Origin of the sequence: Paenibacillus chibensis (assembly GCF_004001045.1) — a bacterium.
In the GTDB taxonomy this organism is placed as follows: Bacteria; Bacillota; Bacilli; order Paenibacillales; family Paenibacillaceae; genus Paenibacillus_AQ; species Paenibacillus_AQ chibensis.
The window spans coordinates 189,433-211,694 of sequence record NZ_BIMK01000007.1 but is presented as its reverse complement, the minus strand read 5'-3'; the positions used below and the strand labels follow the sequence as shown (position 1 = coordinate 211,694).

The window sequence follows — 22,262 nt, the reverse complement described above, 5'->3', positions numbered from 1 at the left end:
CGTATGGATAGCGCATCCTATGCTTGTGCATTCAGAGCGTTAAGTTTTTTCGCCAAGCGAGATTTTTTGCGGCTCGCAGCATTTTTGTGTACGAGACCTTTGCTCACAGCCTTGTCCAGCTTTTGGGAAGCGGCTTGAACTGCAGCTTTTGCAGCTTCAACTTCTGTACCTGTCAGCGCAGCGTCGGCAGCTTTAACAGCTGTACGAAGCGCGGATTTTTGGGAAGCGTTAAGCGCACGGCGTTTGTCATTTGTTTTTACGCGTTTTACGGCGGATTTAATGTTTGGCATTGCATTCACCTCCTGTAAGGCATTCGAATAACTCGAAATGATTCACAACTTAAAATAGTTTAGCATGGGGTACCATAAAAAGCAATACTTAATAGGCTTTGCATAATCATTGGCTTCCTCCCGCACACTATAAGGAAAAGGCAAAGGAGGATGGTTTTCACATGGAACTGGATTTACAGCGGTATTCCGTGCGTACGGATCTGGCGGTGGACGCCCGTGAAATGGCGGCAAAGCAGTATCCCGGCTCGATCCCTGGAGTGGATGAGGAGGTATCCGACAAGGACGGCGTCAAAATTACGCGTTTGAATGTACTCACGGATGAGGGGTCACAGGCTATCGGGCGCGTGAAAGGGCATTATGTTACTTTGGAGGTGCCCGGGCTCCGCAATGGTGATACCGGGCTGCAGGAGCGCGTGACCGAGGCGTTTGCAAGGGAGTTCGAGGATTTCCTGACGCTGATCGGCATTCAGAAAAAAGATTCCGTATTGATCGTGGGGCTCGGCAACTGGAACGTAACACCGGACTCGCTGGGCCCGCTGGTCGTGGAGAATGTGCTCGTCACCCGCCAGTATTTCGAGCTGATGCCGGATCAGGTAGCGCCGGGCTACCGTCAGATTAGCGCCATCGCGCCAGGCGTGCTCGGAATCACCGGAATCGAATCCAGCGAAATCGTCCAGGGTATCGTGGAACGGACCAACCCGGATTTGATTATTGCCATCGATGCGTTGGCATCGCGATCGCTGGAACGGGTCAATACAACGATTCAAATCGCGGACATCGGCATCCATCCCGGTTCCGGCATCGGCAACAAACGCCGCGGCCTGACCAAAGATGTGCTTGGGGTACCCTGCATTGCCATCGGCGTGCCAACCGTCTGTTATGCATCCACGATTGTAAACAATGTCATGGAAATGATGAAAAAGCATTTCGGCCAGGAGACGGATCAAACGAAGCAAATTATGGGCCTCCTCGACGACATCTCCGAAAATGAGCGGCTCGCGCTCGTCAAGGAAGTGCTGGAGCCGCTGGGGCATGATCTGATCGTAACGCCCAAGGAAATTGACGAGTTCATCGAGGATATCGCCAACATCGTGGCGAGCGGACTGAACGCATCCCTGCATGATGCGGTCGATACAGGCAACTCCGGCGCATATACGCATTAATCATAAAAATGAAAGAAGCCTCGCGAATCTAGCAAGGCTTCTTTTTTTTTGCGAATATATCATTTTCGGTTCTATCGATTCTCTTACTCTCATAGTTTTGAAGTATACAAGAGATGAGATCAGGAGGACGACGTGATGAAGAGGAATGGGTTTCAACTATGGAATATCGGCAAATGGAGAGCCAAACTACTGCGAATGTTGTCCATGGGAAGAACATTTTTGCTGCTGATGCTAAGTTCGTTTGTTTTTTTCTTGCTGCTCGGTCTGGGCGGAATGATGGAACATAAGCTGAATTCTTCAACCGTCTCTTCCATGAAGGGGTTCGCCGGATCGCTTTCCAGCAAGTTTTTTATGGATATGCTGGGCATGGAGCTCCCTCATCTGGATAAGGAAAAAGGGGGCTCAACCTTCTCGGGCGAGAAGATGACCACTTTTGTATTCCAAATGCTGACGAGCGTGAACCCGCGGGATCCCAAAAGCCTGCTTGCCAAGGAGATGCCGGGCATGAGCGCCAATGATCCGGTGCTGCTGAGAAGTGCTGCCGGCAACCAGAATCTTGACCCGCCGGAAGACTTCCACCTTCCGCCGGAAACAGATGACAAGGGCGAACAATCGGCGAAAACGGATCAGCCGCAGGCACCCTCGAAAGCGCCTGTCTCTACGACGGATCATCCCCCGGTGAAGGAGCCGGAACCGGGCGGCAAGAAAGAGCCGGGAAATCCGGGGAATGCGGGAAATGCAGGAAATGCAGGAGAAGGCAAAAAAAATCCGAACCAAACACCAGCCCCTCCGGCCAATGCAACCGGCAAAAAGGTGGTCATGATCTACCACTCGCATCCACGGGAGGCCTATAACCCGCTGCTGAGCAAAGCGAGCTCGAACCCAAGCTCCAAATCCCCGTCGCAAAATGTGATGCTGGTCGGCAAATATGTGGCGGATAAGCTGGAGTCGCTGGGCGTAGGAACCCTTCATTCGGAAAAGGATTACGCGACGACAGTGAACGACTATAACTATAACTTTTCATATAAATACTCCCGCCAGACGGTAAAAGAAGCGCTCTCCCAGAACAACGGCCTGGATTATCTGATCGACATCCACCGCGACTCGCAGCGGCATGACAAGACGACAACGGTCATCGGCGGAGCCGGCTATGCACAGGTATTCTTCATCGTCGGCCACGAAAACAAAAACTGGCGTAAAAACGAAGCGTTCGCAAGCGCCATTCACGAGCAGCTGGAAAAATCGTATCCGGGTATATCCCGCGGAATTTGGGGGAAAACTTCGGCACAAGGCAACGGTGAATATAACCAATCCCTGGCGGACAACAGCATCCTGATCGAGGTCGGCGGCATTGACAGCACGAATGAAGAGCTGAAGCGAACCGCGGAGCTTCTGGGCCAGATTATAGCGGATTTGTACTATAAAGATCAGAAGGCTGAAAAAGCAAATGCGGACACCTCGGTATCCGCGGCCAAAGCAGGCGCGAAAAGCTGATTAAGACATAGGTTAGAGGAGGAAACGGCGATGTCGAGATGGGGAAAGCGGATATGGATGGTGGGAATTTGGGCGGGAATCGGCGTACTGATCGGCATGCAGCTGGCCGGCTCCGGCGGTTCGCCGGATACCGGCAAAACGCCGGCTTATGCAGATCTGTCAACAGTACAAACGGTCGGTACGAAACAGACTCCCGCGCCACGCCAAAGCTCGAACCATTTCAAGGTTGAGGAGCAGCCGGAACAGGTGGAAGCGCAGGATCTCAGTCCCAAGACGCCGGAGCAGATTCTGTCCACGAATGCGAACAAGCCGACGGTAGACGTGCTGGCCGACAAGACAGCCGGTCTGCTGCAAGACTTGTCCCAGAAAGGAATCCGCATGGTTGTCTCCCTCTTCGATTCCATTACCGATTAATCCTTTGCCTGTGGGATTGCCCGCCTTTATTTCAACTGCTATAATGAATTGATTGACACATCAGGCTGTTTTGGGGGTAGGGCATGACAGACGTACAAGCTAGGCAAAAAAATATTCGTAATTTCTGTATCATTGCACATATAGACCACGGCAAATCGACACTTGCCGACCGGATCTTGGAGTATACAGGCGCATTGACTTCCCGGGAGATGCAGGAGCAGGTGCTGGATCAAATGGATCTCGAACGCGAACGCGGAATCACAATCAAGCTGCAGGCCGTGAACCTTACATACAAGGCGGACGACGGTCAAGAGTATTTAATCAATTTGATTGATACCCCTGGGCATGTTGACTTTACCTATGAGGTATCGCGAAGCCTTGCGGCATGCGAAGGCGCGCTGCTGGTCGTGGATGCGGCGCAGGGCATTGAAGCTCAAACGCTGGCGAACGTGTACCTGGCACTGGATAATAACCTGGAGATCATTCCGGTCATCAACAAGATCGACCTGCCGAGTGCCGATCCGGAACGGGTCAAACAGGAAATTGAAGACGTCATAGGTCTGGATGCCAGCGAAGCGGTCCTTGCTTCGGCCAAGGCAGGCATCGGCATCAAGGAAATTCTCGAACAGATCGTCAAGCAGGTTCCGCCTCCTACCGGAGAATCGGAAGAACCGCTGAAGGCGCTCATTTTCGACTCGCATTATGATCCTTACAAAGGCGTCATCGTTTACGTCCGTGTCGTGAACGGCAGCATCAAAACCGGATCGAAGATCAAAATGATGGCGACCGACAAAACCTTTGAGGTCATTGAGGTAGGGGCCTTCAAACCGCGGATGACGATCGTGGACGAGCTGAAGGTCGGCGATGTAGGCTTTATCGTGGCAGGCATCAAGCATGTCGGCGATACGCGCGTCGGCGATACCGTCACCGATGCGAAGAATCCGACACTGCAGCCGCTGCCGGGTTACCGCAAAATCAACCCGATGGTCTACTGCGGCCTGTATCCGATCGAAACGTCGGAATACAACGATTTGCGCGAAGCGCTTGAGAAGCTGCAGCTGAATGACGCGTCCTTGAGCTTCGAGCCGGAAACGTCCAGCGCACTGGGCTTCGGCTTCCGCTGCGGATTCCTCGGCCTCCTCCACATGGAGATCATTCAGGAGCGGATCGAACGCGAATTCAACATTCCGCTCATTACGACCGCACCAAGCGTTATTTACCGCATCGAGCTGACGAACGGCGAAACGATCCAGATCGATAATCCGTCCAACTATCCGGAGGTCGGTAAGATTGAAGCGGTAGAAGAGCCTTACGTCAAGGCAGGCATCATCGTACCGAATGATTTTGTCGGTACCGTCATGGAGCTCTGCCAGAACAAACGCGGCGAATTCGTGAATATGGAATACATGGATACGACCCGTGTGACGATCACCTACGAGATTCCGCTGTCGGAAATCGTATACGATTTCTTCGACCAGCTGAAATCCGGCACCAAAGGGTACGCTTCGTTCGATTACGAGATTTCCGGGTACCGCAAATCGAATCTCGTAAAGATGGACATTTTGCTGAACGGCGAACAGGTGGATGCCTTGTCGTTCATCGTGCACCGCGACCGGGCATACCATCGCGGACGCATCATTTGCGAAAAGCTGCGCGAGCTCATTCCGCGCCAAATGTTCGAGGTGCCGATCCAGGCATCCGTCGGAACGAAGGTCGTTGCGCGTGAAACCGTTAAGGCCATGCGGAAAAACGTCCTTGCCAAGTGTTACGGCGGTGACATTTCGCGTAAGCGGAAGCTGCTCGAGAAGCAGAAGGAAGGCAAAAAGCGCATGAAGCAGGTCGGCAGCGTCGAGGTGCCGCAGGAAGCGTTTATGGCCGTTCTCAAAATCGACGACAATTAGGATGGATTTTTTGGGAGGGGGGCCTTTGACGGTGTCCCTTCCGCAGTCCGGCCTGCACAGGCCGGCTAATGAGCTTTACACGACAGCAGCCCCACTCTGTGTGGGGTTTTTAACATATTAAGGAGGGAATTGAACCATGACAGTTATTAAACCGCATGCCGCGGAAGCCGCGATATCCCAGGGGAACCGGAAGCCGCAGGCGGTATATCTTCACATTCCCTTTTGCACCAACAAGTGCTTTTACTGCGATTTCAACTCGTATGTGCTGAAGAACCAGCCTGTAATGGAATATTTGCAGGGCCTGGAGCGCGAAATGGAGCATACCGTCAAACAGGTGCCTCCCGGCGAAATCAAGAGCATATTCGTAGGGGGCGGGACGCCGACCGTTTTAAAGCCGGATGAAATGGCGTATTTCCTGAAAACAGTGCGCACATATTTTCCGGATTGGTCCGAGGATATCGAGTTTTCCATGGAAGCGAATCCGGGTACCACGGATCTGGAAAAATTGTCGGTGATGCGCGAGGGCGGCGTCAACCGCGTCAGCTTCGGCGTGCAGTCCTTCCAGAATGAGCTGCTCCAAGGCATCGGGCGGATCCATGATGCGGATGACGTCTATCAAAGCCTGGAAAATGCCCGGAAAGCCGGCTTTGAGAATATGTCGATCGACCTGATGTTCGGCCTGCCGAATCAAACCGTCGAGATGCTGGCGGAGAGCGTAGACAAGGCTCTGGCGCTCGACCTGCCGCATTACTCCATTTACAGCTTGAAGGTGGAGGAGAATACGCTTTTCCATACGATGTACAAAAAGAACCAGCTCCCGCTTCCCAGCGAAGATGACGAGCTGCAAATGTATCTGCTGCTGATGGATCGCATGAAGAAGGCCGGATACGGGCAGTACGAGATCAGCAATTTTGCCAAGCCGGGCTATCACAGCCGCCATAACATGGCTTATTGGCTCAATGAAGATTATTACGGACTCGGCGCCGGGGCTCACGGTTACGTCTCGCATCAGCGCCACATGAATATCAAAGGCGTGAATCCTTATACGGAAGCTACGAAGGAAGGCCTGCCGCGGCTGGAGACGTTTACCGTTCCAAAAGAGGAAGCGATGGAGGATTTCATGATGGTTGGACTGCGCGTGCTGAAAGGCGTTTCCAATCAGCATTTCGAGGACCAGTTCGGGCTGACGATCGAAGAGGTGTTCGCAGAGCCGCTTCAGAAGATGCTGAGTGCAGGTCTGATGGAAAAAACGGGCGAAGGCTACCGTCTCAGCGAACAGGGGCTTCTGTTTGGCAATGACGTGTTCGGCACGTTTATCGGGTCGTTGACGCTGAAAGAATAGCTTGAACTTCTATGCGTGATGTTGTATATTTATTCATATTATAAAACAGCACGTATTAAGGATGCGCAAAAAAGCTCCGGGCAATAGCCTGTTTTGCATCATCCTTACCATAGGAGGAGAAGTAAGATGCCGGCTGTAGTCACTTGCAGAATGGCGGTCCCGGAGGATGTTGAGCCGCTCTTTCAAATGATAGATGGATATGCGCAGAAAGGAATCATGCTGCCCCGCTCCCGCAAGGTGCTGGAGAAGCAGCTGGACCAATTCGTCGTCGCGGAAATCGACGGCTCCGTGATCGGCTGCGGATCGCTCTGCCGCCTGGGCAACGATCTGGTCGAGATTCGCTCCCTGGGCATTATGGACGGACATAAGGGCATGGGAATCGGCTCCAAGCTGGTCAATAAGCTGACAGAGGAAGCCATTCGTCAAGGCATACCTAAAATTATGGCGTTAACGTACGAGGTATCCTTTTTCCTGAAAAACGGTTTTTCCGTTGTGGAAAAGGAAATCTTCCCTGAAAAGGTATGGACGGATTGCGTGAACTGCAGCAAGCAGGCCTGCTGCGACGAAATCGCGGTACTGAAAATGCTGCCCTAGCCAGAGCTTGATTCAAGCATGGCCTTCGACGGAACATCTCGAGCCACTTCCTGATGAGCGGGTACGCTTTGAAGGGAGTGGTTTTATTTATTGTTAACCATGAGAAAAATTTCACAAATTAATCATATATGCGGCGTGCGATGGTTCAAATTCATTCTATCCTAAATTTAGGAAAACAACAACATGATACACAGCCGAACGACAACGACGATTCCAGAGGGGATGAGCTTCATGAAAGAGGTATTTGTGCTTGGCGGAACGGGTTTTCTCGGATATTACACCGTAAAAGAATTGCTGCGGCGCGATTACAAGGTATCGACGATCTCGCTGCCTCCAATGCCGGCCGAGGAGTTACTACCGAAAGAAGTTGATTGCAGGCTCGGAGACATTAACCAAATGAGCGATGAAGAGGTATTGGAGCTGTTAAAAGGGAAATACGCCTTTGTATATGCCGCCGGAGCGGATGAACGCGTCGTACCGGATGCGCCTGCGATGAAATTTTTCTATGAAGCAAACGTGCTTCCAACCCAGCGTCTGGCCCGTATCGCAAGACAAGCCGGGGTCCAAAAGTTCGTGCTGTTCGGTTCGTATTTCGCGCATTTTACCGAGGTTTGGACGGATCTGAAGCTCAAGGAACATAACGCTTATCCCCGCACGCGCCTGCTGCAGGAAGAAGTTGCCTATATGGAGGGCGAGGGAGGCATGGACGTCATGACGCTCCGCCTGCCTTATATATTTGGAATGATGCCTGGACGCCAGCCGCTTTGGACCATGTTCGTGGATCGGGTTAAGGGTCAAGAGATTGTGCCGGTACTGGGCGGCGGAACCGCAATGGTAACCGGTTCAGCAGGTTGCGGAAGCTGCCGTCGGGGCGATCGAGAACGGCAAGCATCGGACGGGTTACGCGATCGGCGGAATCAACATGAAGCACAGCGAGTTTCATCAGATTATTGCGGACCTGCTCGGGCAGACGGACACCAAGGTGGTCGTCATGCCGCTGGAGCAGATGAAGCCGGCAATGGAAAAAATTGATGCCGAAACTTTGGCCCATGGCAAAGAGCATGGCATTCATATCGCAGACACAGCCGAAACGCAGAACAGAGATGCATATCTTGACCCGCAGGATACGATGCCGGTTCTGGGATACAAAGAAGCTGACGTCAGAGCTGAAATGATCGAAACGCTGAAAAAATGCATTGAGGGCTAAGTAAGCAAGAGGCGATAAAAAACCATATAAACCATTTCCTGTTCGAGTCATGTATGATGGCTGAAGGGGAAATGGTTTTTTTATACATAAAAAAATGAACGATTGCCCGAAGTTATGGGTCATATTATCGAGACGCCAAATGAGGGAGGTGCCAATCCATTGAATGACCGCGAGCTTTTCGAGGCTTACAAGGAACAAGTCTATCATCTCTGCTATTACATGATGCAGAACCGCGCTGACGCCGAGGATCTTTGCCAGGAGGTGTTCGTCAAAGCGATGCTGGCCGACAGGTCGCAAGTCCGTGAGCTGAAGCCCTGGCTGCTTAGAATTGCGTCGAATGAGTGCAGCAGCGTGCTTAGAAGGCGAAAGAACGGCTGGGCTAAGGAACTTAGGGCCTACCTGCTGACCCGCCCCCGTGCTTCCCATTCAGTAGAGGAGATTGTGGACCAACGGGAAGTGCGAATGGAGTTTCAGCAGCTGTACGGCAAGCTTCCGGATAAAATCCGGATGACAGTCATCCTGCGATATGTCAATGATCTGACGGTGCCGGAAATTGCGGAGATGCTCGGCATCCCCGAAGGCACGGTGAAATCGAGATTGAACCGGGGGACCAAGCTGCTGGGGCGAATGTCTGCATTTCATGAAAAGGAGATGATCCGAAATGAGTCGGTTTTATAAGGAACGGGTTCAGGAAAAGCTTCAGGCTCCTCCCCACCCGGACTATGACCGGATGTGGGAGAACATTGAGCGGGAGGTATCGGCGCGCAGATTGAATGCGTCTTCGGTGAAATCCGCAGGCGCGAGGAAAAAATGGATTCCAGCTGCCATCGTTTTTGCCTGCTTTATGGCTGCCGCCGTTCCCGTGTTTGCGGGAGTATCGCTGAACTGGAGCAGCCTGTATGGAGGACGTACCGTAAGCAATGCGCTTAATAACGGGATCGGCCAGCGCTACGATATGAATGTAACCAGCAAAGGCGTGACGATGAGCTTGAAGGGGGTCGTCACCGATGGAGAGAGAATGAAAATACTCGTTTCGATCGATACGGATGCGAAGCTTGAAGCCCAGGACGCCGTGGAGCTGGAGCATGTGGTGATCAAGGACGAGTCGGGTGCGGAAGAGCCCGTGAACGGATATTTGCGATACGACGAGGCTAGCGGAAAGCTGCTCGGGATTTATGAAGCCAATGACATTTTGAAGCAGGGCCAAAAAAGCTTGACGCTTGAGGCCGACAACCTCGTCACCTACAAGCCGGTCGAAAAGCGGCTGAACAAGGTGCCAAACACCGGGGATACGATTGCGACCGGGGAAGCTTTGTATCCCGAAATCGGCGTAAAGTCGGTGACCGAGTCTAAGAACAGTCTGGCCGTCCGTTATAACGTTGCCGTAACCGATCATAAAGTCGAGGGGCGGGGCGATCCGCATTTGACGCTCGATAACGGCAGCCGCGGAATGCTGACGCAGCTCCCGCCGGAAGATGATGGGGTTCTGATCGAGCAGCTTTTCAGCAATATGACCTTGAAAGACTGGGAAGCGTCCAAGCCGAGCTTCAATTATATGAAGGAAACCGTTCGGATTCCGGGGGCCTGGTCTTTCCATTTCCAAGCGGACGGCAAGAAAGCAAGCGAAGCTGTGTATACGCAATCTCTGCAAGGGGTCGAAGAGTTCAAACAAAAAACAGGAGTCCAGCTGGATCAGTTAATCATCACGCCGCTGGAAATCGTGATCTCCATTAAGGATGACAGATCCATGGAGGAACGCAGCACGCAAGCCGATGTCATGTTCAAGGACGTCCGTCTGCAGGTAGGCGGACAGGAGATAACTGGCTCCTATACCATTAAAGGAGATGATCCGAGCCACTATACGCATGTGTTTGCCTTCGAGTCACCGGAGTGGTACAAGGATTGGTCCAAGGTTCCGATGAAGCTGCTGCTGAAGAATGCCAACGTAACGATGCGGGATGTTACACGAAACTGGATGACCTTGAAGCAGCCTTCGGCCTTGAAGCAGTCGGTAGATATCAAGCTGGAGTCCTTCATCGTTCATTTCACCTATTATATGGATGGCAAGGATTTGGTGGTGGAATCCGATTCGGAATCCGATATCTTCAGGGGAATCAGCCAAACGACGCTCAAGGTAGACGGGAAGACGCTCTTTCCGAAGATGACGCCGAGGGGACCAGGGTCGCAGAGCAAGCATATCGATCGATATCCGGATTTTGCAATGAAGCATACGGTTGAGCTGAATCCGGGATTTTATATCTACTATGATGCCGGCCGGGACATGGAATTTATGCTTCGTTAATATTGAAAAATCCGACCCGTCGCTGTGATTTTACATGGAATCTGAACAGATACCGAACTGACTTGACAATGCTCAGGTCAGTTTGGTATTTTTGTATTAGTGCTTAGCACTCATTGAAGTCGAGTGCTAACGATTGCGAAATTTATGGACCAAAGGGAGGGGAAGACATGCTTACCGAACGCCAAAAATTGATATTGAATGCCATTGTTGACGATTATATCCGTTCTGCGGAACCTGTCGGCTCGCGCAGCATATCGAAACGGGGAGATGTCGGATACAGTCCTGCGACCATACGCAATGAAATGGCTGATTTGGAGGAGCTTGGATTTTTGGAGCAGCCCCATACGTCGGCCGGACGCATCCCTTCTCACAAAGGTTACCGGTATTATGTGGATCATCTGGAACCGATCCATGAAGCGCTCCCGGCGGAGCTGCGCACACTGCGTGCCTTCTTCGCGGAGAAGCTGAACGCGACGGAACAGGTCATCCAGCACGCCGCGATGATCCTTTCCCATATGACCAACTACACTTCCATCCTGCTAGGGCCGGAAGTTTTTCATACGTGTTTGCGCCATTTCCAGCTTTTGCCGCTGAATGAGACGACGGCGGTGGCCATTATCGTGACCAGCACGGGCCAGGTTGAGAGTAAGACGGTGGCCATACCGCCCGGTATTTCTGTTTCAGAAATGGAAAAGGTGGTAAATCTGCTTAACAGCAAGCTGGTCAATGTGCCGCTTTATAAGCTGAAAACCCGGCTCTACCGGGAGCTGGGCCAGGAAATGCAGCGTCACTTGACTAATTTTGAAGAAATCATGGGTATTCTGGATAACATATTCGTGGACGATGAGACCGATCAGCGTGTGTACTTGAGTGGTGCAACCAATATGCTGAGGCAGCCGGAGTTCAAGGATGTGGAGAAGGTCAAGGATATTCTGGATCTTCTTGAGGAAACGCCGACGCTGATGAAGATGATGGCGGCGACGCAGAATGGATCGGGTATTCAAGTACGAATCGGTACCGAAAATGATCATGAGGCCTTTGCCAACTGCAGCCTGATTACAGCTACCTATTCATTGGACGGTACGGCACTCGGAACGATCGGAATTCTCGGACCTACCCGGATGGAATATGCGAGGGTCATGAATTTGCTCGGTATTTTGTCCAAAGACCTCACTACAATGCTGTCGAAGCATTATAAATAAGGAGGCATGAGGACGGATGAGTCAAGGCCAACAGCCGGTGCGCGAAGGCGAGGAGCGGTACGCGGCGCTGCTTAACAACAGCAATGCCGTCCGTGCCATCACCTCGGCGGTCGAAGGAACCTTAGGCCCTAAAGGGCTGGATGTTATGCTGGTTGGCGACCGCGGAGAAGTGATTATTACGAACGACGGGGTCACCATTCTCGATAAAATGGATGTCAGCCACCCGGCAGCGAGGCTGCTGATTCAGGTGGCACGCTCCCAGCAGAAAAAAGTGGGGGATGGAACCACCACCGCCACCGTGCTTGCAGGGGCGCTGGTCCAGGAAGGAGTCTCCCAGATCGTGCGCGGTGTGCCGGCTTCCAAAGTGGTGGCTGGCATGCAGCAGGGCATCAAGATGGCTTGCGATTCCTTGCGGAGCCGAGCGAAGGATATCCGGGACTTGAACGATCCGCTGCTCGCCAAAGCCGTGTATGTCGCCGGCCGAGAACGGGAAGAAATCGTGTCCCTGGTGATGGAAGCGGCCGCGATTATCGGCATCCGCAAACTGCAGGATCCGTCCTATTTGCTGGCCGATGCGGTGACAGCGCACGAGAAGGGGAATCATGAGGTGTTCGAAGGCCTTTTGCTCAGGCAGATGCCTCTGTATCCTCATGATGCTCCAGTACTGGAAGATACCCGCATTCTTATTTTGCACGATGCGCTCGAGCCGGAAAGCCTGGATGAGGAAGTGCTGACGACCGAAGCAGGCTTCGCCCGCTACATGGATCTGCGCGAACGCTTTGCCCGTGATTTGCAGGGCTTGGCGGAGCTGGGCGTGGGCCTGGTACTGCTGGAGAAAGGCATTCATCCCGATGCCGAACAATTTTGCATGGATCACGGAATGATGGTCATTCCACGGGTAAGCCGGAGTGATCTGGCCCGCGTCAGCGCGATGACCGGAGCCGTGCCGCTCAGGCGGACGGCCTTACATAAGGAGCGGGAGCCGCTGCGCCGACTGCTCGGCTTCACTCCGCGGGCATGTTACGATGAGACGCTCGAACGTGTCCGGATCAGCAGCGGCGCACAAAAGGAAGACCCGTTTGTGACGCTTATCGTCGGAGCCAGCACGGCCGAGGTGGTCGGCGAATCCGCACGGATCGCCGCGGATGCGGCCTCCGCGCTTCAAGCGGCCATTGCAGGAGGGATCCTGCCCGGCGGAGGCACGGCCGAGCTGGCCGTTTCCTACGAGCTTGAACGAAGCCGTGAGGCCGTGAAAGGGATGGAGGCATTCGGCATCGCTGCCGTTGCCGCCGCCCTGCGCAAGCCGATGTCGCAAATTCTTTTGAATGCAGGCTATAATCCGCTTGAGAAAATGGAAGAAGCGCGTGCCGCACAGCTCTCGGAGGGCTGCGACGACATGGGGGTGGACTGCGATACCGGCTTCGTGATCCATTACGAGGACCGGGGCATCGTGGATCCGGCATGGGTGAAGATCCACGGCCTGCAGACAGCCGGCGAGGTTGCTGCGGCAGTGCTGCGCATTCATAATGTAATTAAAATGAGAAGCGCCCACCGATCTGAGGATTGATTCGGCGCGAACGCAAGGCGTAAGGTTGCCACAAAAAGATATAGAGCATATTAAGGAGGTGAAGACATCTTGAAACAAAACGATCCATCTCAAGAGTTGGACAATGAATTGAATGAAAACCGCGAACATGCGGAAACGGACAATGAAAATACAGCCGCACAGGCCGACACGGATGCTTCTTCTACGGAAGAGGGAAATGTGGAGGTATTGGACGCGTCCCATCTGAAAAGCGAGGTTCAGCGCCTGCAAACGCTGGCCGATGATTATCAGCAGCGTTCCCTGCGCACCCAGGCGGATTTTGATAACTTCCGCAAGCGGACGCAGAAGGAGAAGGAGGATTTCGCGAAGTATGCGTCGTCCAAGCTGATTACCGAGCTGCTTCCGATCATTGATAATTTCGAGCGTGCCATCAGTGCCGCAGGCGACATTGCCGACAATGATTCCTTCGCCAAAGGCGTGGGCATGATTTTCCGCCAGCTGGAAGGCGTGCTCAAAGCCGAAGGCCTGGAGCCGATGGAAGCCGTGGGACAGCCGTTTAATCCGGAATTCCACCAGGCGATCATGCAGGTCGAAAGCGATGAGCATGAGGAAGGCATCGTGGTTGAGGAAGTGCAGAAGGGCTACATGCTTAAGGACCGAGTGCTTCGTCCCGCCATGGTTAAAGTCAGCATGTAATTTGATGGCTGTTTCAATATAAAAACAATCACATTCATTATTCTGAAGGAGGATATTTTTCATGAGCAAAGTTATCGGTATTGACCTTGGAACCACCAACTCCTGCGTAGCCGTTATGGAAGGCGGCGAGGCTGTTGTTATTCCTAACCCGGAAGGCGCGCGTACAACCCCTTCGGTTGTAGGCTTCAAAAAAGACGGCGAGCGCATCGTCGGCGAAACAGCAAAACGCCAGGCGATCACCAACCCGGACCGTACCATCCATTCCATTAAACGTCACATGGGTACAAACCATAAAGAAACTATCGAAGGAAAAGACTATACGCCGCAAGAGATTTCGGCCATGATTCTGCAAAAGCTGAAATCCGATGCTGAAGCATACCTGGGCCAACCGGTTACTCAAGCGGTTATTACCGTACCGGCTTATTTCAATGACAGCCAGCGTCAAGCAACCAAAGATGCAGGTAAAATCGCAGGCCTTGAAGTTCTTCGTATCGTCAACGAGCCAACGGCGGCAGCTCTGGCTTACGGCCTGGAAAAGTCCGAAGACCAAACGATCCTGGTATATGACCTGGGCGGCGGTACCTTCGACGTATCCATTCTTGAACTGGGCGACGGCTTCTTCGAAGTAAAAGCAACCAGTGGTGACAACCACCTCGGCGGCGACGACTTCGACCAAGTGATCATCGATTACCTCGTGAGCGAATTTAAAAAGGATCAGGGCATTGACCTGAGCAAAGATAAAGCAGCAGTACAGCGTTTGAAAGACGCGGCCGAAAAAGCGAAGAAAGAGCTTTCCGGCGTCCTGACAACGACAATCTCTCTGCCATTTATCACTGTAGCAGACGGCGTGCCTCAGCACTTGGAGGTTAACTTGACTCGTGCTAAGTTCGAGGAAATTTCTGCTGATCTGGTAGAACGTACACTCGGACCAACTCGTCAAGCGCTTAGCGATGCTGGCATGACTCCGAACGATATCCATAAAATCGTTCTGGTCGGCGGTTCCACGCGTATTCCAGCCGTTCAGGAAGCGATCAAAAAGCTGACAGGTAAAGAGCCTCATAAAGGTGTTAACCCGGATGAAGTGGTTGCCCTAGGTGCAGCGGTTCAAGCCGGCGTATTGACTGGCGACGTTAAAGACGTAGTCCTGCTGGACGTAACTCCGCTGTCCCTCGGTATTGAAACCGCAGGCGGCGTATTCACGAAAATGATCGAGCGCAACACGACGATCCCAACCAGCAAATCGCAAGTCTTCTCGACTTACGCTGATAACCAGCCAAGCGTAGAAATCCACGTGCTTCAAGGCGAACGCCAAATGGCGGCGGGCAACAAAACGCTTGGACGCTTTATGCTGGGAGACATCCCTCCGGCACCGCGCGGCGTACCGCAAATCGAAGTTACGTTTGACATCGATGCCAACGGTATCGTCAATGTATCGGCTACAGATAAAGGCACGAACAAAACGCAAAAAATCACAATCACTTCCTCCAGCGGCCTGAGCGACGACGAAGTGGAACGCATGATGAAGGATGCCGAAGCGCATGCCGAGGAAGACCGCAAGCGTAAAGACCTGGTTGAAGCGAAAAACAACGCTGATCAGCTCGTGTACTCCACGGACAAAACGATTAAAGATCTTGGCGACAAGGTCGATGCGGGTGAAGTCGAAAAAGCGAATGCAGCAAAAGATAAAGTGAAAGCTGCCCTCGAAACCGACGATCTGGAACAAATCCAGAAAGCAACCGAAGAGCTGACTGAAATCGTTCAACAGCTGTCCGTTAAACTGTATGAGCAAGCGGCTCAAGCCCAGCAAGGCGCCGAAGCAGCTCAAGGCGGCCAGGAAGGCGCAGCGAAGAGAGACAACGTCGTCGATGCGGACTATGAGGTTGTTGACGAGGATAAAAATCAAGGTTAACCTATAGAAAGTTATGTTCAGGAAGGGAAGGTCAAAGCCGGGGCATCCCGATGCTTTGGCTTTCTTTTTTCCATGAGCGGCATACTTTAAAGGATACAACGGGGGTGGAAGAGTGGCTGATAAGCGTGATTACTATGAGGTGCTGGGCGTAGGCAAGGATGCTTCCGACGATGACATTAAAAAAGCATACCGCAAGCTTGCCCGGCAATATCATCCGGACGTAAACAAAGCGGCTGACGCGGAAACCAAGTTCAAGGAAGTCAAGGAAGCATACGACGTGCTCAGCGACGGCCAGAAACGCTCCACTTATGACCAATACGGACACATCGATCCGAACCAGGGCATGGGCGGAGGATTCCAGGGAGCCGATTTTGGAGGCTTTGGGGATATTTTCGATATGTTTTTCGGAGGCGGCGGCAACCGTCGGGATCCGAATGCACCGCAGCGGGGAAATGACCTGCAGTATACGATGACCATTGAGTTCAAGGAAGCGGTATTCGGCAAGGAAACGGATATTACGATTCCGCGCACCGAAAACTGCGACACCTGTCACGGCACCGGCGCCAAGCCCGGCACGAAGCCGCAGACCTGCTCCGTGTGCCACGGCTCCGGCCAGCAGGAAGTGGTTCAGAATACGCCGTTTGGCCGTATGGTGAACCGCCGCAGCTGTTCGAACTGTAACGGCACGGGGCAAATTATCAAGGACAAGTGCTCGACCTGTGGCGGCAACGGCAAGGTGAAGAAGCAGCGCAAAATTCACGTCAAAATACCGGCCGGTGTGGATGACGGAGCTCAGCTCCGAATGACCGGCGAAGGCGAAGGCGGACTCCGCGGCGGTCCTTCAGGCGATTTGTATATCGTGATCCGTGTCAAATCGCATGATTTCTTCGAGCGCGAAGGCGACGATATTTATTGCGAAATTCCGCTGACCTTTGCACAGGCGGCTCTCGGCGATGAGATCGAGATCCCGACACTGACGGAGAAAGTGAAGCTTAAAATTCCTGCGGGAACCCAAACGGGGACGTATTTCCGCCTGAAGGGCAAGGGTGTTCCACGCCTGCGGGGCATTGGACAGGGCGACCAGCATGTGAAGGTCGTGGTCGTGACGCCAAGCAAGCTGAGCGAAGAGCAGAAGGAATTGCTACGTCAGTTCGCCTCGATGGACGGGGAACAGACGCATGAGCATGAGCAGTCCTTTTTCGACCGCATGAAGCGTGCCTTTCGCGGCGACTGAGTGAAACGAATTGGTGAATATGGCATGAACCGACCCGTAGGGGTCGGTTTTTTGCGTTAGACAAGCCTGCCGCGGATGACGTAAAGCAAATGTTTCTATTTAAGCCTGGATGCGCATATTCATTCCGGATTGGGCAGAACCTAACGTCAGGCAGCAGAGCCTAGGAACTGACTGGATAACCAGATTATCGATACGAGCAGGTGAATGCATGTGAGTGAAAAAAATATTCTGGCTTACTTTAAAAGCCCGGAAGAGGCGGAAGGCGCGGCGAAAAAACTGAAGGTGCTGCGCGTAGTCGACATGTCCATTGACCGCTTCAGCCTCTATCCCGGAACACGGATGTACGGCGCGAATTTATTTGCCGGAGACATGGTCAGCTTGTCTTCAGCGGCATACGGCACTTCGTTCAACGGAGAAACCTCAGCCATACTGGCGGCGTCGGATCCATCAGCCAGCGGCATGAGTGACGGCGGTCAAGGCGGACCGACAGGCAGGGATATTTTGCTGACCGTCGTCGTGGAGGAGGACTCGTTTGACCGGGCCATGAGAATCGTCGAAGATGCTGGCGGCATGGTTTAATGGGTTTTTTTGGCGTAGGCTTCTAGGCTTCAATAAATACGAGAGAGGATGCTGAAAATATGGCTAGTCGCGACAAAAAGGGTCGGATCATGACCAAGACGGAAAAGACGATCAAGCTGATGTCCATGAAAAACGAGGATGTGGAGTTTTCGGGCGCCTTGGCTGACCATGAAGATGTGGAAGCGCTGCGCCGCAGCGAGGCCGCAGATGATCGCCAGCTTCGCAAGATGGAAGAAGATACCTGGAATATTACGGAATAGGCGTTACAAGCAAATTAAACCGCGGCAGACCATCGGGTCTCCGCGTTTTTTTTCTTTTGGAACCTGTCCTCCTCATCTCGTCTTGTCAAACCGCTTCGAAACGCAAATTCACTTAAAATTTTGTACTCCGCTGCTTATGTATAGTACAATAAAACCTATGCACGATGTTGAGGAGGAAGATGAGAAACGATGTTATGGCATGAAATTACGATACATACGACAGAGGAAGCCGTGGAGATGATTTCCAATTTTCTTCATGAAGCAGGCGCGGGCGGCGTATCCATTGAGGAATCCGGGACGCTGAACAAGCAACGCGACACGTCCTACGGCCAGTGGTACGAGCTGCCGCTAAACGATATACCTGAAGGGCAAGCTGAAATTAAAGGATACTTTTCCGAGGAAGCTCCGGTGGAGGATATTCTGAAGGAAGTAAAGCATAGAATTGAAGAGCTTCGCGATTATGATATCGATCCGGGCGAAGTTCGTTATGAATTCAAGACGGTGAACGAGGATGAATGGGCGACGGCATGGAAGCAATATTTCAAGCCGCTCCGCGTGTCCGACAAGTTGACCATCAAACCGACATGGGAAGATTACACGCCGGAGCATGAGTCGGAGAAGATTATTGAGCTGGATCCGGGCATGGCTTTCGGGACCGGAACCCATCCGACCACGGCGCTTTGCCTGCGCACGCTGGAGAAGGTCGTCAAAGGCGGCGAGGAGATTATTGACGTAGGCACAGGCTCCGGAATTTTGGCTATCGGCGCGGTGCTGCTTGGAGCGAAGCATGTGCTGGCGCTCGACCTGGACCCCGTAGCGGTATCCAGCGCCCGCGAAAATGCTGACTTGAATCAGATGCAATCGCAGATTACCGTGAAGGAAAGCGATCTGCTCGGCCTTCTGAACGGCAGCGGAGATGAAGAGCTGGGGGTCAAGCTTCCGGTCAACATCATCGTGGCCAACATTTTGGCCGAAATCATTTTGATGTTCATTGACGATGTTTATCAGGCTTTGGAACCGGGCGGCGTCTACATCGCGTCAGGCATTTACAAAAATAAAGTGGAAATCGTACAGCAGGCACTTGAGGATTCCGGTTTTGACATAGAGGATATATGCCGTGATGAGGACTGGGTCGCATTTGTAGCTAGAAAGAGGTCATAATGGATTTTTTAAATAAAATACTCAGCGTGCCGCTCGATCAGCTTCCTTTTTATTTGCTCGTGCTGATCATTGCTTTTACGGTGCATGAGTTTTCGCACGCCTATTTTGCCAACAAGTTCGGCGATCCGACAGCGAAGCTGCTGGGACGGGTTACGCTGAATCCCGCCGTGCACTTTGACCTGATCGGGATCATTCTGCTCTTGATTGCGGGCTTTGGCTGGGCCAGACCGGTTCCGGTCAACCGGGACAATTTCAAAAACCCGCGCCTGATGGGCGTGGTGGTATCCGCAGCCGGGCCGCTGAGCAACTTTTTCCTTGCGGTGATCGGTACCTTTATTTTTTCGGTGCTGATGTCTACCGGAGTCTTGGCTTCGATTTCGAACGAAAAGCTGCTGCAGGCCATCTTGATGTTCTTCCGGCTGTTCGGCATGATGAACTTCTTCCTGTTCCTGTTCAACCTGATCCCGCTGCCGCCTCTGGACGGATACCGGATCGTGGAGGATCTGGTGCCTCACCGCGTGAGGGGCAAGCTGCAGCAGATCGAGCAGTGGTCGCTGTTTATTTTCCTGCTGATCCTGTTCATTCCGACGCTGCAAAATTACACGATCAGACCGCTGTACATTTTGGCAAATGATCTTTTCTATCATTTCATTGGCGTCTTTTTGCATATTTTGTCATAGTCCCGGGACATATAAAGGATAAACATTACTGGTCACGGCCGGGGCAAATGTTGTATGATGTAGCTTGTGATTTTTAAAATAGGAAGTTGATGAGGATGCAGCGATATTTTGTATCGCCTGAGCAATTGAATGAGAATAAGGTCGTCATTTCAGGCGAGGATGCCCGTCATATTTCGAAGGTGATGCGCGGCAAAACCGGGGATAAGCTGATCGTCAGCGACGGGCTATCCCGCGAAGCGCTGGTGGAGATTACGGACATCGAAGCAGGGGCGGTCACCGCAGCTGTCCTGGAGCAGCTCGAAATGACGCATGAGCCCGCATTTAAAGTAACCGTTGCCCAGAGTCTGCCCAAAGGCGACAAGATGGAGACGGTGATCCAGAAGTGCACTGAAATCGGCGCGGTATCTTTCGTGCCGTTCATCTCGGAGCGCACGATCGTTCAATACGATGCCAAAAAGGAATCCAAACGGCTGGAACGCTGGAATAAAATCGCCAAGGAGGCCGCCGAGCAAAGCCACCGGAATACCGTTCCGGAAGTCGCTCAGCCCCTTGGCTGGAAGCAGCTCCTGTCCACGTTCGACCGTTACGACGCCGTTTATTTTTGTTACGAGAAAGAAGAGGGTCTGCAGCTGCGCGACGCGCTGAGACCGTTTATGCAGGCTTTGCCGACTGACCATGCGCCGGGCGTTCTGCTCCTCGTGGGTCCGGAAGGCGGATTCACTGAAGAAGAATGCCGGCAGGCCGAGGAAGCCGGAGCAGCGAGCGTCGGGCTCGGCAGACGGATTTTGCGCTGCGAGACGGCGGGAATGGTTGCCCTTGCCTGCATACTTTATGAATCCGGAGAAATGGGGGGAGTTTGAAAATGCCATCCGTTGCATTTTACACACTAGGCTGTAAAGTTAATTTTTATGATACCGAAGCGATCTGGCAGCTGTTCAAAAAGGAAGGCTACGAGCAGGTGGATTTCGAACAGACCGCGGATGTGTACTTGATCAATACATGTACGGTAACGAACACAGGAGACAAGAAAAGCCGGCAAGTGATCCGGCGCGCCGTGCGCCGCAATCCGGAAGCGATTATCGCGGTTACCGGCTGCTATGCGCAGACATCTCCGGCAGAAATTATGGACATTCCCGGCGTGGATCTTGTCATCGGGAATCAGGACCGCGATAAAATTCTTCCGTTTGTAAATGAAATTCGGGAGAAGCGCGAGCCGATTAACGCCGTACGCAACATCATGAAAAATCGCGTGTTCGAGGAAATGGACGTGCCGGATTTTGCGGACCGCACCCGCGCATTCCTGAAAATCCAGGACGGCTGCAATAACTTCTGCACCTTCTGCATCATTCCGTGGTCCCGCGGCTTGTCCCGCAGCCGTGATCCGAAAAGCATCGTTACCCAGGCACATCAGCTGGTGGAAGCGGGCTACAAGGAAATCGTGCTGACCGGCATCCATACCGGCGGCTATGGAGATGATCTCGAGAATTACCGTTTATCCGACCTGCTCTGGGATTTGGATAAAGTGGACGGGCTCGAACGAATTCGCATCAGCTCGATCGAAGCCAGCCAAATCGATGAGAAAATGCTGGACGTGCTTAACCGCTCCTCCAAAATGTGCCGTCATCTGCATATTCCGCTGCAAGCGGGAGACGACACGGTTCTGAAGCGGATGCGCCGCAAATATACGACCGAGGAATTCTACCACAAAATGCAGCTCATCCGCCAAGCGATGCCGGATGTCGGAATTACGACGGACATTATTGTCGGCTTCCCGGGTGAAACCGATGAGATGTTCCGCAACGGCTATGAGCTGATGAAGGCGATCAATTTTTCCGAAATGCACGTTTTCCCGTATTCCCAGCGGAACGGTACGCCTGCTTCGCGGATGGTGGATCAGGTCGATGAAGAGATCAAGCATGCCCGCGTGCGTGAGCTGATCAGCCTGTCCGAACAGATGCAGCTGGCTTATGCCGAGAAATTCGTCGGGCAAGTGCTGGACGTCATTCCGGAAGGAACCTCCAAAGGAACCCATGGCCCGGGCAAAATGCACGGCTTCAGCGACAATTATCTGCAGCTTGTATTCGAAGGTTCCGAAGACCTTCAGGGACAGCTCTGCCGAGTGAAATTGACCAAGGCCGGTACCAACGAGTGCGAGGGACAACTTGTCCGCGTGCTGGACGGTGCTGCTGACGCTGCGGTATAACCTTCACCGGAAAGGTTCTGCGGCTGCTTCACTTTCATATAACCGGTTAATAATCTGAAGATCATGCTAAATTCCTCCGGCTCCT

22 protein-coding genes are annotated in these 22,262 nt (G+C 52.7%); 21 read left to right on the top strand and 1 reads right to left on the bottom strand.

What is annotated here, in order from left to right; genetic code table 11:
- Window positions 1–17: 17 nt before the first annotated feature.
- The gene (gene rpsT / locus PCH05_RS07555; RefSeq protein WP_127601754.1) at window positions 18–290 is read right to left on the bottom strand and encodes a 30S ribosomal protein S20; all 273 of its coding nucleotides are present in this window, start codon (window positions 288–290) and stop codon (window positions 18–20) included.
- A 161-nt stretch (window positions 291–451) separates the two neighbouring features.
- Here rpsT and gpr point away from each other — a divergent pair, with 161 nt between their 5' ends.
- The 21 genes from gpr (at window position 452) to mtaB (ending at window position 22,177) form a co-directional block, all read left to right on the top strand.
- Complete coding sequence (gene gpr / locus PCH05_RS07550) at window positions 452–1,453, top strand: GPR endopeptidase (protein ID WP_127601753.1); 1,002 nt, start codon at window positions 452–454, stop codon at window positions 1,451–1,453.
- A gap of 135 nt (window positions 1,454–1,588) precedes the next feature.
- Window positions 1,589–2,947, top strand: coding sequence for a stage II sporulation protein P (locus tag PCH05_RS07545; protein ID WP_127601752.1), 1,359 nt, complete (start codon window positions 1,589–1,591; stop codon window positions 2,945–2,947).
- Window positions 2,948–2,977: 30 nt separating this feature from the next.
- On the top strand, window positions 2,978–3,361 hold the full coding sequence (locus tag PCH05_RS07540) for a hypothetical protein (RefSeq protein WP_127601751.1): 384 nt from the start codon (window positions 2,978–2,980) through the stop codon (window positions 3,359–3,361).
- Window positions 3,362–3,444: 83 nt separating this feature from the next.
- The gene (gene lepA, locus PCH05_RS07535; RefSeq protein ID WP_127601750.1) at window positions 3,445–5,262 is read left to right on the top strand and encodes a translation elongation factor 4; all 1,818 of its coding nucleotides are present in this window, start codon (window positions 3,445–3,447) and stop codon (window positions 5,260–5,262) included.
- A gap of 136 nt (window positions 5,263–5,398) precedes the next feature.
- Complete coding sequence (hemW, locus tag PCH05_RS07530; protein WP_127601749.1) at window positions 5,399–6,604, top strand: radical SAM family heme chaperone HemW; 1,206 nt, start codon at window positions 5,399–5,401, stop codon at window positions 6,602–6,604.
- Window positions 6,605–6,730: 126 nt separating this feature from the next.
- Window positions 6,731–7,198 carry an N-acetyltransferase gene (locus tag PCH05_RS07525; RefSeq protein WP_127601748.1) on the top strand — a complete coding sequence of 156 codons (468 nt, stop codon included), beginning with the start codon at window positions 6,731–6,733 and terminating at the stop codon, window positions 7,196–7,198.
- A 183-nt stretch (window positions 7,199–7,381) separates the two neighbouring features.
- Window positions 7,382–8,230, top strand: coding sequence for an NAD-dependent epimerase/dehydratase family protein (locus PCH05_RS07520; protein WP_246049399.1), 849 nt, complete (start codon window positions 7,382–7,384; stop codon window positions 8,228–8,230).
- A complete protein-coding gene (locus PCH05_RS27625) occupies window positions 8,217–8,405 on the top strand; it encodes a hypothetical protein (RefSeq protein WP_246049398.1) in 189 nt (62 codons plus the stop codon). The genes PCH05_RS07520 and PCH05_RS27625 overlap by 14 nt, the downstream gene beginning before the upstream one ends.
- A gap of 159 nt (window positions 8,406–8,564) precedes the next feature.
- Window positions 8,565–9,083: an RNA polymerase sigma factor gene (locus PCH05_RS07515; RefSeq protein ID WP_127601936.1), complete on the top strand. Its 519-nt coding sequence runs from the start codon at window positions 8,565–8,567 to the stop codon at window positions 9,081–9,083.
- Window positions 9,067–10,707: a DUF4179 domain-containing protein gene (locus tag PCH05_RS07510; protein WP_127601747.1), complete on the top strand. Its 1,641-nt coding sequence runs from the start codon at window positions 9,067–9,069 to the stop codon at window positions 10,705–10,707. Before PCH05_RS07515 ends, PCH05_RS07510 begins: the two co-directional genes overlap by 17 nt.
- Window positions 10,708–10,874: 167 nt before the next feature.
- Window positions 10,875–11,909, top strand: a complete 1,035-nt coding sequence (hrcA, locus tag PCH05_RS07505) for a heat-inducible transcriptional repressor HrcA (RefSeq protein ID WP_127601746.1) — start codon at window positions 10,875–10,877, stop codon at window positions 11,907–11,909.
- 16 nt (window positions 11,910–11,925) lie between these two features.
- Entirely contained in the window at window positions 11,926–13,476 is a 1,551-nt protein-coding gene (locus PCH05_RS07500; RefSeq protein ID WP_127601745.1) for a TCP-1/cpn60 chaperonin family protein, read from the top strand.
- A gap of 69 nt (window positions 13,477–13,545) precedes the next feature.
- A complete protein-coding gene (grpE, locus tag PCH05_RS07495; protein WP_127601744.1) occupies window positions 13,546–14,151 on the top strand; it encodes a nucleotide exchange factor GrpE in 606 nt (201 codons plus the stop codon).
- Window positions 14,152–14,212: 61 nt separating this feature from the next.
- The gene (gene dnaK, locus PCH05_RS07490; RefSeq protein WP_127601743.1) at window positions 14,213–16,060 is read left to right on the top strand and encodes a molecular chaperone DnaK; all 1,848 of its coding nucleotides are present in this window, start codon (window positions 14,213–14,215) and stop codon (window positions 16,058–16,060) included.
- Between the two features lie 112 nt (window positions 16,061–16,172).
- Window positions 16,173–17,294: a molecular chaperone DnaJ gene (gene dnaJ / locus PCH05_RS07485; RefSeq protein ID WP_127601742.1), complete on the top strand. Its 1,122-nt coding sequence runs from the start codon at window positions 16,173–16,175 to the stop codon at window positions 17,292–17,294.
- A gap of 210 nt (window positions 17,295–17,504) precedes the next feature.
- The gene (locus tag PCH05_RS07480) at window positions 17,505–17,873 is read left to right on the top strand and encodes a hypothetical protein (RefSeq protein ID WP_127601741.1); all 369 of its coding nucleotides are present in this window, start codon (window positions 17,505–17,507) and stop codon (window positions 17,871–17,873) included.
- A 59-nt stretch (window positions 17,874–17,932) separates the two neighbouring features.
- Window positions 17,933–18,133, top strand: coding sequence for a YfhD family protein (locus PCH05_RS07475; RefSeq protein WP_127601740.1), 201 nt, complete (start codon window positions 17,933–17,935; stop codon window positions 18,131–18,133).
- Window positions 18,134–18,322: 189 nt separating this feature from the next.
- Window positions 18,323–19,294 (top strand): 50S ribosomal protein L11 methyltransferase, encoded by a 972-nt coding sequence (prmA, locus tag PCH05_RS07470; RefSeq protein ID WP_127601739.1) that lies wholly within the window; start codon window positions 18,323–18,325, stop codon window positions 19,292–19,294.
- A complete protein-coding gene (locus PCH05_RS07465; protein ID WP_127601738.1) occupies window positions 19,294–19,974 on the top strand; it encodes a site-2 protease family protein in 681 nt (226 codons plus the stop codon). The genes prmA and PCH05_RS07465 overlap by 1 nt, the downstream gene beginning before the upstream one ends.
- A 95-nt stretch (window positions 19,975–20,069) precedes the next feature.
- A complete protein-coding gene (locus tag PCH05_RS07460) occupies window positions 20,070–20,834 on the top strand; it encodes a 16S rRNA (uracil(1498)-N(3))-methyltransferase (RefSeq protein WP_127601737.1) in 765 nt (254 codons plus the stop codon).
- A gap of 2 nt (window positions 20,835–20,836) precedes the next feature.
- Entirely contained in the window at window positions 20,837–22,177 is a 1,341-nt protein-coding gene (gene mtaB, locus PCH05_RS07455) for a tRNA (N(6)-L-threonylcarbamoyladenosine(37)-C(2))-methylthiotransferase MtaB (protein ID WP_127601736.1), read from the top strand.
- Window positions 22,178–22,262 lie beyond the last annotated feature (85 nt).